10 protein-coding genes and 1 pseudogene are annotated in these 12,770 nt (G+C 65.8%); 2 read left to right on the top strand and 9 right to left on the bottom strand.

Annotation, left to right across the window (positions count from 1 at the left end; translation table 11 throughout):
- Nucleotides 1–64: 64 nt before the first annotated feature.
- The gene (locus tag ACSION_RS06270) at nucleotides 65–1,876 is read left to right on the top strand and encodes a peptide MFS transporter (protein ID WP_435305314.1); all 1,812 of its coding nucleotides are present in this window, start codon (nucleotides 65–67) and stop codon (nucleotides 1,874–1,876) included.
- A gap of 49 nt (nucleotides 1,877–1,925) precedes the next feature.
- Here ACSION_RS06270 and ACSION_RS06265 read toward each other — a convergent pair.
- The 6 genes and pseudogenes from ACSION_RS06265 to ssb form a co-directional block, all read right to left on the bottom strand.
- A pseudogene (locus ACSION_RS06265) lies at nucleotides 1,926–3,909 on the bottom strand (alpha/beta hydrolase family protein).
- 100 nt (nucleotides 3,910–4,009) lie between these two features.
- Nucleotides 4,010–4,897 (bottom strand): dTDP-4-dehydrorhamnose reductase, encoded by an 888-nt coding sequence (gene rfbD, locus ACSION_RS06260; protein WP_435305313.1) that lies wholly within the window; start codon nucleotides 4,895–4,897, stop codon nucleotides 4,010–4,012.
- Nucleotides 4,894–5,451 carry a dTDP-4-dehydrorhamnose 3,5-epimerase gene (gene rfbC / locus ACSION_RS06255; protein WP_435305312.1) on the bottom strand — a complete coding sequence of 186 codons (558 nt, stop codon included), beginning with the start codon at nucleotides 5,449–5,451 and terminating at the stop codon, nucleotides 4,894–4,896. Before rfbC ends, rfbD begins: the two co-directional genes overlap by 4 nt.
- Nucleotides 5,448–6,335: a glucose-1-phosphate thymidylyltransferase RfbA gene (gene rfbA / locus ACSION_RS06250; protein ID WP_435305311.1), complete on the bottom strand. Its 888-nt coding sequence runs from the start codon at nucleotides 6,333–6,335 to the stop codon at nucleotides 5,448–5,450. The genes rfbC and rfbA overlap by 4 nt, the downstream gene beginning before the upstream one ends.
- 10 nt (nucleotides 6,336–6,345) lie before the next feature.
- Nucleotides 6,346–7,401, bottom strand: a complete 1,056-nt coding sequence (rfbB, locus tag ACSION_RS06245; protein ID WP_435305310.1) for a dTDP-glucose 4,6-dehydratase — start codon at nucleotides 7,399–7,401, stop codon at nucleotides 6,346–6,348.
- Between the two features lie 54 nt (nucleotides 7,402–7,455).
- Nucleotides 7,456–7,953 (bottom strand): single-stranded DNA-binding protein, encoded by a 498-nt coding sequence (gene ssb, locus ACSION_RS06240; RefSeq protein ID WP_435305309.1) that lies wholly within the window; start codon nucleotides 7,951–7,953, stop codon nucleotides 7,456–7,458.
- A 153-nt stretch (nucleotides 7,954–8,106) separates the two neighbouring features.
- Between ssb and ACSION_RS06235 the strand changes: the two genes are divergently transcribed.
- Nucleotides 8,107–9,105 (top strand): polyprenyl synthetase family protein, encoded by a 999-nt coding sequence (locus ACSION_RS06235; RefSeq protein WP_435305308.1) that lies wholly within the window; start codon nucleotides 8,107–8,109, stop codon nucleotides 9,103–9,105.
- A gap of 16 nt (nucleotides 9,106–9,121) precedes the next feature.
- Here ACSION_RS06235 and ACSION_RS06230 read toward each other — a convergent pair whose 3' ends face one another.
- The 3 genes from ACSION_RS06230 to murL all read right to left on the bottom strand — a co-directional run bounded on the left by ACSION_RS06230 (nucleotide 9,122) and on the right by murL (nucleotide 12,717).
- The gene (locus tag ACSION_RS06230; RefSeq protein ID WP_435305307.1) at nucleotides 9,122–9,904 is read right to left on the bottom strand and encodes a dienelactone hydrolase family protein; all 783 of its coding nucleotides are present in this window, start codon (nucleotides 9,902–9,904) and stop codon (nucleotides 9,122–9,124) included.
- Nucleotides 9,905–9,977: 73 nt separating this feature from the next.
- Entirely contained in the window at nucleotides 9,978–11,381 is a 1,404-nt protein-coding gene (gene murD / locus ACSION_RS06225) for a UDP-N-acetylmuramoyl-L-alanine--D-glutamate ligase (RefSeq protein WP_435305306.1), read from the bottom strand.
- The gene (gene murL / locus ACSION_RS06220) at nucleotides 11,362–12,717 is read right to left on the bottom strand and encodes a UDP-N-acetyl-alpha-D-muramoyl-L-alanyl-L-glutamate epimerase (protein WP_435305305.1); all 1,356 of its coding nucleotides are present in this window, start codon (nucleotides 12,715–12,717) and stop codon (nucleotides 11,362–11,364) included. Before murL ends, murD begins: the two co-directional genes overlap by 20 nt.
- Nucleotides 12,718–12,770: the final 53 nt, after the last annotated feature.

The raw sequence follows: 12,770 nt of genomic DNA, 5'->3' as shown, positions 1-12,770 counted from the left end.
GGCAAGTCCAGCCGGAACGCGCGCCATCGCTATACTCGCCGCGGAATCCCCGCCGGAGCGGCCCTTGCCCCCCCTCGCCCCCGCGGCCGCCGGCCGCGACGACTTCCTGGGCCACCCCAAGGGGGTCTACGTCTGCTTCTTCACCGAGATGTGGGAGCGTTTCTCCTTCTACGGGATGAAAGCGCTGCTGCTGCTGTACCTGACCAAGTACCACCTGTTCGCCGACGGCGCGGGCTACGACCTGATCGGGGCCTACGGAGGACTGGTCTACTGCGTGCCGGTGATCGGCGGCGTACTGGCCGACCGCTGGCTGGGCATGCGCAAGGCGGTGGTCTTCGGCGGATTGCTGCTGGTGGCCGGCCATGCCGGCATGGCGCTCGAAGGCGCGGCGGCGACCATGGACGCTGGCGTGGTCACGCGCGATGAAGGCGCGCTGCGCACGATGTACCTGTCGCTCGCGCTGATCGTCATGGGCGTGGGCTTCCTGAAGCCCAACATCACCGGCATCGTCGGCCGGCTGTATCCGGCCGGCGACCCGCGCCGTGATGGCGGCTTCAGCCTTTTTTACGCCGGCATCAACCTCGGTGCCCTGCTCGCCTCGCTGGTGTGCGGTTATCTCGGCGAGACGCTGGGCTGGAAGTACGGTTTCGGCGCGGCCGGCATCGGCATGCTACTGGGCCTGGCGATGTTCCTCTGGGGCCAGCGCTACCTGCACGGCCACGCCGAACCACCCTCGCCCACGGTGCTCCGTGCACCGATGTTGGGTATCCCCCGGGAATGGCTGATCTACGCCGGCGCGGCACTGGGTGTGTTGCCCGTGGCCTGGCTGATGTGGGCGGCGGCCAACGGTGCGTTCGCGCTGGGCGGCGAATTCTCGCTCGCACTCGCGTTGATGCTGCTGGTGCTGGCCACGGTGCTGGCGTGGTTCCTCTGGTTCATCACCACGCAATGCACGCCGGTGCAGCGTCGCCAGATGCTGGCGCTGATGGCGCTGATCTTCATGTGCCTGGTGTTCTTCACCCTGTACGAGCAAACGTACGGCTCGTGGGTGATGTTCACCGACAGGATGCTGACGAAAGACCTGTTCCCGTCATTGGTACAGCCGGCATCGGTGGTGGTCTGGTCGGACAGCCTCGCCGCGAACATCGCGCTCTTCCTCGGCAGCGCGCCGTGGTCCACCTGGGCGCTGGTGGCGATGCCGCTGTCGTTCGTGATCGCGTCGCGCTGGTCGGAGCGGAGCACGCGCCCCGGGCCGCCGCGCGCACTGTTCCTCGGCACGGCTGCGCTGATGGTGGTGCTGGTGCTGCGTGATTCATTGGTGCTGCCGCAGACCGCCGGCTCGCTGACCTACCTGGGCGCGATGTTCCTGGTGGTGCTGGCGCCCGTGTTCGCGTGGCTGTGGGCCACGCTGGGACGACGCGGCCTCGATCCGTCCAAGCCGGTGAAAGGCGCGCTGGGCCTGTTGTTCGGCGGTCTGTCCTTCATCCCGCTGGCGCTCGCGGCGCAACAGGTGGGCAACACTGGCGTGGTCGCGAGCGTGTGGTGGCTGGTGCTGGCCTACCTGTTGCTCGAGATCGGCGAGATGTGCCTGGCCCCGGTGAGCCTGGCCGCCGTCACCGAACTTTCGGTGCCGCGCGTGGTGAGCTCGATGATGGGCATGTGGCTGTTGGCCACTGCATTCTCGGAAACGCTTGCCGCGCAGTTCGGCAAACTTGCAGCGATGGATATTCCGAACGATGGCGCACTCGATATCGCGCACGCGGCCACCGGCTTCGCCGACCTGTTCTGGCTGATGATGTGGATCGGACTGGGATGCGCCGTGATCGCTTTGCTGGCCTCGCCGTGGTTGCGGCGGGCGATGCGCACGACGGACTGAGCGGCCTTGCGATCGTACGGGCGGCAGATGGCCGCCCGTACAGGATGTCCTACTTTGCCGTTGCGCCACCGAGATGGCGGCTGAAGAACGCCAGCAGCTTCGTGTAGTAGTCGCGCTGGTTTTCTTCCTTGTAGTAGCCGTGACCTTCGGTGCGGTAGTAGACCGCTTCCACCGGCACGCCTGCCGCCTTCAGCTTGCGCTCCATGATCTCGGTGTGTTCGACGGGCGCCACTTCGTCTTCGCCACCTGCGGCCAGGAATACGGGCACCTTGATCGCGTTCGCCATGTTGACCGGCGACACGGCCGCCAACGACGATCGCTCACCCACCCAGTCATGCGACCACCGTCCCAGCGTGCGGCTGTCGCTGGCATCCTGTTGCTGCATCATCGGCAGGTCATAGACACCGACGTTGCCGGCGGCGCAGCGGTAGAGACCGGCCTCCTTCGCGACACCCGTCAGTGCCGCATACGCGCCGTAACTTGCACCGTAGATGCAGATCCTGCCCGGATCGGCGATGCCTTCCTTGATCGCCCATCGGGTCGCGTCCGTCAGGTCGTCCTGCATGGTGCCGCCCCATTGGCGCGCGCCCACCTGCTGGAAATTGCGACCGTACCCTCCGGAGCCTCGATAGTTGACCTGCAGCACCGCATACCCGGCGGATGCCAGCAACTGGACTTCGCTGTTGAAACCCCACGCGTCCCTGACGCCGTAAGGACCGCCATGCGGATGGATGATCAAGGGGAGGCCCTTGCCTGAGCTGCCCTTGGGCACGGTCAGGTAGCCATGCAGTACCAGTCCATCCCGTGCCTTGAGCTGGATCGGCGCCATGGGCGCAAGTTGCTCCGGATCCACCCACTCGCGACGGCTGAGCAGGTAGTTCATTTTCTTCGCCGGCACGTCGAACACGTAGAAGTCGCCCGGATTGACGTCCGATGAGACTTCGACCAACGCCAGACCGCCGTCGCGCGTCATCGAGGTGATCTCGACCAGATCGCCCGGAAATGCCTCTTGCAGACTGCGGAGGAGCTTTCCGTCGGCATGCTCCTTGTCCAGCAGGGCGAATGTCGGTTTTCCGTCAAAGTACACCGCGCCCATCGGGACGCCCTTGCCGTCGCGACAGCAGGATGGCGGCAGGATCCACGTTCGGATTGCGCAGCCTCTCGGTCCGCTCGCCACTGGCGACATCGAGCGCCACGACGGCATCCGATCCTTGCGCCTGCTCGACCCTTAGATAGGCGGTCTTCTGGTCGCCGCTGAAACCGATGGGTACCTCGATGCGCTGCGACATGCGTTCATCGTTGATCAGATCCCATTCCTGTCCCTCGCCCCCGCGGTAGTACAGGCGATTGACGTTCTCCGACGTGATGCCGTAAGCGAATCGCACCGTGCCCGTGCCATCGCTGACGAACTCGCCTTCCGGTACAGGCGAGCGGGCCAACAAGACGCGACGCCCCGTGTAGACATCCATCCTTTCGGCGCGGGTGTAGGTCAGGTCTCCGAATGGCCGCACCATCACGATGACGTTGCGATCGTCTTCCGGCAACGTATCCACCAGATACCCGGCTGCAGCCTCTACCTTCTTCTGCTGGATACGCGTACCCGGTCCAGCGCCCTCCACTCGGTACCCCAACAGGTTCTGCTTGTTGGAACCGTCCGCACTCAAGGCAAACAACTCGCCCGTCGCTTGCGGCAAGTCCAATGCACCGAATTTCTGCGCTACGGAGAACAAGACGCGCTCGGGGTTTACCCACCAGAAATCCGCAACGTGGTTGTGCCGCCCCAGGGACATCGAGCCGGTGATACGGATCTCCTGCCGATCCAGTACCACCAGCGCGGTCCTGTCCTCTTGCTGCACTGTCGCGGCAAGGTACTTGCCATCCGGCGACAACTTGATGTCGGTGAACGCATCCTTGCGAATGAATGCGCCGACATCTACCGACGCGGCTGGCTGAGCGGCCAAGTCCGCTGATGCGAATGCGATGCCTATCCCCATCAGCACGGTCGTTGCGACCGGGCGAGTCCAGTTCCCCATCTCGCTTCCCCAAGCGTTGCGGTATCGCCATCGTTCCACAGCGCGTGCCTGCGTTCAATGTTCGCCTGCAGCAACGCCCGCCGTTGGGCGCCCGGATCGATCAGGCGCCAAGCACCTGCCGCAAGCCGGCACGCCACTCGGGAAGCGAATGTCCAAGCACGCCTTCCAGCTTGCCGATGTCCAGGCGGGAGTAGCCCGGGCGACGGGCACGTGTGGGGTAGTCCGACGTCGCGATGGGGAGCGCCTTGGGGGCGCGCGCGATTAGCCCGCGTGCCGCGGCTTCTTCGAAGATGGCTTCCGCGAAACCGTGCCAACTCGTTTCGCCACGAGGCGTCAGGTGGAATGTCCCCGATGGCGCGTCCTGCTTGCGCAGCAGTTCGGCCGTCACGTCCGCGATCAATGCCGCCGGCGTGGGCGTACCCACCTGGTCGGCGACAACGCGCACCTCGTCCCGATCGGCGCCAAGCCGCAGCATCGTCTTCATGAAGTTATGGCCGTGGTTGCCATACACCCACGCGGTGCGCAGGATCAGATGGCGACCGCCGGCCGACCGGATCGCGTCCTCGCCGGCAAGCTTGCTGGCGCCATAAACGCCCAAGGGCGCGGTGGGGTCATCCTCGCGGTACGGCTGCGTGCCCCGGCCATCGAAGACGTAGTCGGTCGAATAATGCACGAACGGGATGCCCCTCGCGGCACATGCGCGTGCGAGCACATCCGGCGCTTCGGCATTGGCGCGAAAGGCCGCATCGGCGTCGTCCTCCGCCTTGTCCACCGCCGTATAGGCGGCGGCATTGACGATCGCGCTCGGCGCCACGCGCTCGACAAGATCAGCGAGGCTGCCAGGCCGATCAAAATCGGCGATCTCGCACCGCGTGCCATCGGCCAATTCGCCAGACCGTGTGGTAGCGACGAGATCGCCCAACGATGCCAGGCTCCGCCGCAATTCGTGGCCTACCTGGCCATTGGCGCCGAGCAGCAGGATCGTCATGGCGCGTAGACGGGGAGTCGCTCCGGCGCGACATCGGCCAACAAGGGCGCGGCTGCGTCCTTCGCCGAAAGTTGCGGCTCGCTGATCGGCCAATCGATGCCAATCGCAGGGTCGTCCCAACGCACGGCCGCATCGGCGGCCCTGTCGTAGACGGCGGTACACAAGTAACTCAGGAGCGCAGTCTCTGACACTACCGCGAATCCGTGTGCGAAGCCCTCGGGGATCCACATCTGACGCTTATTGTCAGCGCTCAGCAGTGCGGAGGTCCACTGCCCGAAAGTAGGAGAGCCGCGTCGGATATCGACCGCTACGTCGTAAACTGCGCCATCCAGCACACTCACCAGCTTTCCCTGGGGCCCCGGCCATTGGTAGTGCAAGCCACGCAGAACACCCTGCGAAGAGCGCGACACATTGCTTTGAACAAAGGCTGCGCTCAGACCTCGCTCCACGAAGCGATCGGCGTTCCATGTCTCAAGAAAGAAGCCCCGCTCATCCCCAAAGACAGCCGGCTCAATAACGACACAGTCAGGCAAGGCTGTCGGAATGATCTTCATCGCAGTATCCGACGCGCGGTCAGCGACAGCAGATACTGGCCATAACCGCTCTTCGCCAAAGGCGCCGCGAGCTTTTCCACCTGGGCCCCATCGATCCATCCGTTGCCGAACGCGATCTCCTCGGGGCAACAAACTCGCAAGCCCTGACGCGCCTCGATGGTCCCGATGAAGTTCGAGGCCTCAAGCAACGATTGGTGTGTCCCGGTATCCAACCATGCGTGACCCCGACTGAGCGCCTCCAAATGCAGCGTGCCTGCGTCAAGATAGCGGCGATTCAAGTCGGTGATCTCAAGTTCTCCTCGCGGCGAGGGCTTGAGCTCGGCCGCATACTCGCTAGCCAGACCGTCGTAGAAGTAGAGGCCGGTGACCGCGTAATTGGAACGCGGTTTGGCCGGCTTCTCCTCGATACCTACGACGCGCCCGTCGTTGTCGAATTCGGCCACGCCATAGCGTTCGGGATCATTGACCCAATAACCGAACACCGTCGCACCATCGTCACGTGCATCCGCGCGTCGAAGCATGTCGGTGAAGCCGTGTCCGTAGAAAATGTTGTCGCCCAGCACGAGGCAGCTCGGCTTCCCGCCGACGAACTCCTTGCCGATCAGGTAGGCCTGCGCCAAGCCATCTGGACTCGGCTGTACGGCGTACTGGATATCCATCCCCCACTGTGATCCATCACCCAGCAACGCCTTGAACAAGGCTTGTTCGTGCGGCGTGTTGATCACCAGCACTTCACGGATTCCCGCCAGCATCAGCACACTGAGCGGGTAGTAGATCATCGGCTTGTCGTAGACCGGCAGTAGTTGTTTGCTGATCGCCTGCGTCAGCGGATAGAGCCGCGTACCCGAACCGCCTGCGAGGATGATGCCCTTCCGTTGTGTCATCGCGATCCCCTCACGCAGTCGTGCCGATACGTTCAAGACGGTAACTGCCGTCCAGCACGCGCTTCACCCAGTCCTGGTTGGCGAGATACCAGTCCACTGTTTCCGCGATACCCTGCTCGAACGTGTACTCCGGCTCCCAGCCCAATTCATCGCGCAGCTTGGAGGCATCGATGGCATACCGACGGTCGTGACCGGGGCGATCCGCCACGAACGCGATCTGGTTACTGCGCGGCTGACCATCTGCACGCGGCACCCGCGTGTCCAGCAGCGCGCAGATCGTGTGCACGACTTCCAGGTTCTGCTTCTCGGCATTGCCACCGACGTTGTACGTCTCGCCAATCCGCCCTTTCTCCAGGACGGTGCGGATCGCCTGGCAGTGGTCGCCCACGAACAACCAGTCACGCACATTCTTGCCGTCGCCGTACACAGGCAGCGGCTCGCCTGCAAGCGCTCGCGCGATGATCAGCGGGATGAGCTTCTCGGGAAAATGGTACGGACCGTAATTGTTGGAACAATTGGTCGTCAGCACGGGCAAGCCATACGTGTGATGGAAGGCGCGCACAAGATGATCGGACGCTGCCTTTGACGCGGAGTAGGGCGAGTTCGGTGCGTAGGGCGTCGTCTCTGTGAACTTGCCAGTGTCGCCTAGCGAGCCATAGACCTCATCGGTAGACACGTGCAGGAAGCGGAACTGGTCGCGCGAAGCGCCTTCGAGGCCTTTCCAGTAATCGCGTACGGATTCCAGCAACCCGAGCGTACCTACGACATTGGTCTGGATGAACGCGGACGGCCCATCGATCGAACGGTCGACATGGCTTTCGGCCGCGAAGTTCACCACCGCATCCGGAGCATGTTCGGCCAGCAGCGCCGCTACGAGCGCACGATCGCCGATGTCGCCTTCGACAAAGACATGCAGTGGGTTGCCGTGGATCGATGTCAACGTGTCCCGGTTGCCCGCGTAGGTCAGTGCATCCAGATTGACGACTTTGACGCCGCGCGCGATGGCGCGAAGGACGAAATTACCCCCGATGAAGCCGGCTCCACCGGTGACCAGCCATGTCGGCACGCTACTGCTCCTGTCGAACCAATTTGATTGCAGATCTCAGTGCAACGGCCCGCATCAGAACGGAATATCGTCGTCTGCGAAATCGTCCATCGGCGGCGCCTGCTGCGGTGCCGGCGCCTGGCGACGCTGCGACTGGCCACCGCCCTGGTTGCCGTAGTCCTGGCGCGGTGCGCGGGCCGGGCGATCACCGCCGCCGGCACCACCGCCACCACCGCCCTCGCGGCCGCCCAGCATCTGCATCTCGTCGGCGATGATGTCGGTGGAGTACTTCTCCTGACCGTCCTGGCCGGTGTACTTGTCGTAGCGGAGCGAACCCTCGACGTACACCGAGCTGCCCTTGCGCAGGTATTCGCCGGCGATCTCGCCGAGCTTGCCGAAGAACACCACGCGGTGCCATTCGGTGCGCTCCTGCTGGTTGCCGTCCTTGTCCTTGCGCACGCTGGTGGTCGCCAGGCTGATGCGGGTGATCGCCATGCCGCCCTGGGTGTAGCGGGTTTCGGGATCGTTGCCGAGGTTGCCGACCAGGATGACTTTATTGATGCCGCGGGCCATATCGATATCCGTTCAGGGATGCCCGCCGAGCGCGGGCAAAGACCAGTGGAGTATACCCGGCGGGCCCCCACCGTCGGCCGCCGCCGCAGTCCTGCGTAGGAAATCCCCGCCATGTAACGCCTATAATTCAGCCACTTCCCGAATCCTGTCCCCATGGCCGTCGTCGAATCCCCCCGCCCCGCGCTCGGCCTGGCCGACATCCAGTCGCTCGCCCGCGCCGACATGGGAGCGGTCGACGCCCTGATCCGGGCCCGCCTGGCGTCCGATGTCGTCCTGATCAACCAGATCGCCGACCACATCATTTCGGCGGGCGGCAAGCGCCTGCGGCCCATGTTGGTGGTCCTGGCCGGGTTGGCCTGCGGGCCGAGCACGCCGGATCACCACCAGTTGGCGGCCATCGTCGAGTTCATCCACACCTCCACCCTGCTGCACGACGACGTGGTGGACGAATCGGACCTGCGTCGTGGCCGCAGCACGGCGAATGCCCTGTGGGGCAACGCGCCGAGCGTGCTGGTCGGCGATTTCCTGTACTCGCGCAGTTTCCAGCTGATGGTGGAACTGGACCGCATGGACGTGATGCGCCTGCTGGCCGACACGACCAACCGGATCGCCGAAGGCGAAGTGCTGCAGCTCCTGCACGTCCACAACCCCGACACCGACGAAGCGGCCTACCTGCGCGTGATCGAGCGCAAGACGGCCGTCCTGTTCGCGGCGGGCACGCAGCTTGGCGCACTGGCGTCTGGCGCCGACGCCGCCACGCAACGTCGCCTCTACGACTACGGCATGGCCTTGGGCTATGCCTTCCAGATTGCCGACGACGTGCTTGACTACACCGCCGATGCCGAGGCGCTGGGCAAGAACCTGGGCGATGACCTGGCCGAGGGCAAGGCGACCCTGCCGCTGATCCATGCCATCCGCCACTCGGATGCCGCCACCGCGGACCGCCTGCGCGCCATCGTGCAGGCCGGCGAAGCAGATGCGATGCCCGAGGTGCTGGCGGCGATCCGTGCGACCGGCGGGCTGGAGTACAGCCGCGAGCGCGCGCACCACTACGCGACGCTGGCCGAACAGGCCCTCGACGACCTGCCAGCCTCCGATGCGCTGGCCGCACTCCGCGGCCTGGCGCGCTACGCGGTCGAACGCGGGCACTGAGCGCGCCCGCGCCCGCTCAGCGGGCGAATACGTCCTGGAAGAAGTCCGCCATCATCCGGTAGGCGCGCTTTGCCGACGGCGCGTGATACACGCAACCCGGCGGATTCTGCGCATCGGATTCGGCGAAACAGTGCACCGCACCGCCGAAGCTGACGAATTGCCAGTCGGCGCCGGCCTTGCGCATCTCGTCCTGGAATGCGGTGATCTCCGCCGCGGACACATAGGTGTCGTCGCCGCCGTTGAGCACCAGCACCGGTGACTTCACCGGGCCGGCCGCCGGCAGGTCGGTGGCGAGCCCACCGTGCAGGCTGACCACGCCGGACAACGCATCGCCCGCACGGACGAGTTCCAGCACCGTGCTGCCACCGAAGCAATAGCCGAATGCGCCGATGCGGGTCGCGTCGACCAGCGTTCCGGGTTGCTGCTTCAGCACCTCGACCGCCTTCTGCACGCGGGCGCGCAGTTTCGGCCGGTCCGCGCGCATCGCGGTGGCCACCGGTCCGGCCTCTGCATCGGTCTTCGGGCGGATACCCTTGCCGTAGACATCGGCCACCAGCACCACGTAGTCGTCGCCGGCGACCAGGTGCGCTTTCTCGATCGCGGACGCGTTCACGCCTTTCCAGTTGGGCACCATCACCAGGCCGGGGCGCGGCTTCTTCACGGCATCGTCGTAGACGAGCACACCGGCGAACGTATCACCGCCGATCTTCCATTCCACCGGCTTGGCGACGGGCGCCGCCAGCAGTGCGGGCGACCACAGCAGGGACAGCAGGCAGGGCAAGAGCAACATGCGGCGCATCGCGCGACCTCCTTGGGGATAGCCCGCGAGTTTACGCCCGCCGTGTTCACGCGATCTGACGAGGCGTGCTGCCTTAGCCGGCACCCAGGCCGGGAATCGACGTGATCGCATCCGGGTCGAATCCGGCGAGTTCCGCGAAGTGCCTGCCGCGCGCCACGTAGTCGCGGTACTGACCGAAGCTGGGCGCACCAGGCGACAGCAACACCACGCCCTCATCGCCCAGCGCCTCGCGTGCGGCGGCGATCGCCTGCGGCAACGTCTCCACGCCGATCAGCCTGAACCCCGCCTCGCTTGCCACGGGCGCCAGCAAGGCGTGGATACGCGGGCCGTTGGCGCCCATCGTGATGATGGTGGCCGGCGCGTCTTGGCGCATGTGCGAAGCGAAATCGGACCAGTCCACCCCACGGTCGTGCCCGCCCACCAACAGCGCGATGCGCCGGCCGGCGAAGCACTCCAGCGCAGCGAGCGTGGCATGCGGCGTGGTGCTGATCGAATCGTTGACCCAGGTGATGCCGTCGCGCGTACCCATCGCCTGCAGGCGGTTGGGCAACGGACGGAACGACTGCGCATGCGCCGCCAGCGGCAGCGCATCGATGCCCCGCGCTTCCAGCGCGGTCAGCACGGCGCACAGGTTGCTGCGGTTGTGGCGCCCCGGCAGCGGCAGCGGGCGGGTGTCCATGACGAACACGTCGCCGCGATACAGGTCGTCCTCGCGCAGGTGCCAGCCCTCGGCATGATTGAACCAGCGCACGTCACTGCGCGGCAGCTCCAGCGCAGCCAGGCGCGGATCGGCGGCATTGAGCACGGCGATGCGCGGGTGCGCGCCGGTGACGAGCTTCAGCTTGTCTTCGATGTAGCGCGCTTCGCTGCCGTGCCAGTCCAGGTGCTCGGGAAACAGGTTCAGTACGATCGCCACGTCCGGGCGTGCGCCGCTGTCGGCGACATCGCCGGTCTGGTAGCTGGACAGCTCGATGGCCCACTCGTCCGGCACCGGCTGCGGATCCAGCACTTCGAGCATCGGCAGGCCGATATTCCCGGCCAGCACCGTGCGTCTGCCTGCCGCACGCAGCAGATGCGCCAGCAGCGAGGTAGTGGTGCTCTTGCCCTTGGTACCGGTGACGCAGAACGTATGCGCGACCACGCCGTCGGTGCCCGCGTGTTCGCCGAACCACAGGCCGGTGCCGCCGATGAAACGCGTACCGGCGCCCGCCGCAGCCACCGCGGCGGGCGTGTTCGGGCTGATCCCGGGCGACTTGATGACGATCTCGAACGCCGACAGGCGTTCGGCGGTCGCCTCGGTTTCCATCGAGAGCAGCGGATCGCCCAGCGCCGCGGCCTCTGCGGCTTCCTGCGCGTTGCAGAACAGCGTCAGCGGCAGCGAGGGAAGCCGCGCGCGCACCACGTGATGGGCGGCGCGACCTTCGCGCCCCCAACCCCATAGCGCAACACGCCGTCCCTCAAGCTGCGAAATTCGCACGCAGGCGCTCCCACAGCGCGGCGGGGATGCGGTGATCGCCGCCGATCTCGAGCAACGGTGCCACGACCAGTTCCGATGCATCGAGTTGCGGGCGGATCTCGCGGTTGAAGCGCGCGACGATCACGTCCTCGCGCCACTCCGGCCGGTCGCCCAGCGTCGCCATCGCGGCGCGCGACTCCTGGCCTTCGCCGACGCACTCGAACGGCTTGTGGTCCTGGTACTCCAGCAACGCGTCGAAGCCGCCGGTCTGGTTGGCGTCATCCAGCAGGTTGCGGCCGAAGATGCCGACCAGGCGCGGCTTGGGCATGAACGGCGCCAGCGCGAGGAACACGAAGTGGCACTTCGGACACACCCCGCACCAACGGTTGGTGGGGCGCTCGCCGAGCAGATGGAAATTGCGGTTGCAGCTTGAGAAATGCGCGTCGTAATGGTCGGTGCGGGCGAACTGCCGCGCCACCGCGAGCTCCGACAACGGACGCAGCAGCGAGTAGTACTGCAGGTCGGCGGCCACGTGCGACTGCACGTGCGCGCCGAACGCGCTCTCGAACGCCCAGCCCTTCGACCACTGGTGGTTCACCTCGCCGGTGCCCGGGATCATGCTGCCGTAGCTGGCCGAGCGCTCGTTCGAGAACACCACCTGGTCCACGCCGTGCAGCAGCGCCGCCAGCACCATGATCGCCGAGTTGATCGCGGTGACCGGGATGTGTCCGTTCCACGCGCCCTGGCGGTTGTATTCGAACAGTTCCGGCGCCAGCGCGCGGCCGATGTTGAGCGTCGACAGGCCCGTGCGCGCCGCGCAGGCCGCGATCAGCTGCGAACCGCCGATCCAGGTGACGGTCTGCTCGATACCCGCGCCACGCAGGGCCTCGATGCTGACCAGCGAGTCCTTGCCGCCGCCGATGGCGACCAGCGCGTGCTCGCGCAGCCCCGCCGACGGCACGGCCGACGGCGCCTGGGCGCCGACCGGGAAGCGCACGCGACCATGCAGGCTCAAGCCGTTCCGGTAGGCGAACTCGCCCAGGCCGTGCACGTACACCTGCTCCATCAGCACGGCGGTGGCCGCGTCGATCGCGTAGCCGTCGATGCGGATCTCGTTCGGAACGGCCGCCTTGTAATAGCTCACGCCGGTGATCAGGTGCAGCAGGCGCACGGCCTGTTCGACCGCCTGCGCACGCGTGGCGTCCAGCGCGAACGGCGCGCCCGGAACGGTCACGGTCTCGGTCAGCTCCGGACCGTCATCGAAGGCGTACACCAACCGCGCGACACCGGTCTCCGCATCGAAGGAACAGCGGACGAAACGGAAGGTGCGGATGCTGGATTTATCGAACGTCGTCATGCGTGATCCAAGGAAAGAGCGATCGGCCGTCGATGGCCGGTTGAACAGAAAGC

It is taken from the genome of Pseudoxanthomonas sp. LjRoot125 (assembly GCF_964252705.1).
Lineage (GTDB): Bacteria > Pseudomonadota > Gammaproteobacteria > Xanthomonadales > Xanthomonadaceae > Pseudoxanthomonas_A.
Note: the sequence above shows the minus strand (reverse complement) of the source record. Positions and strands in the feature narration are given on the sequence as shown.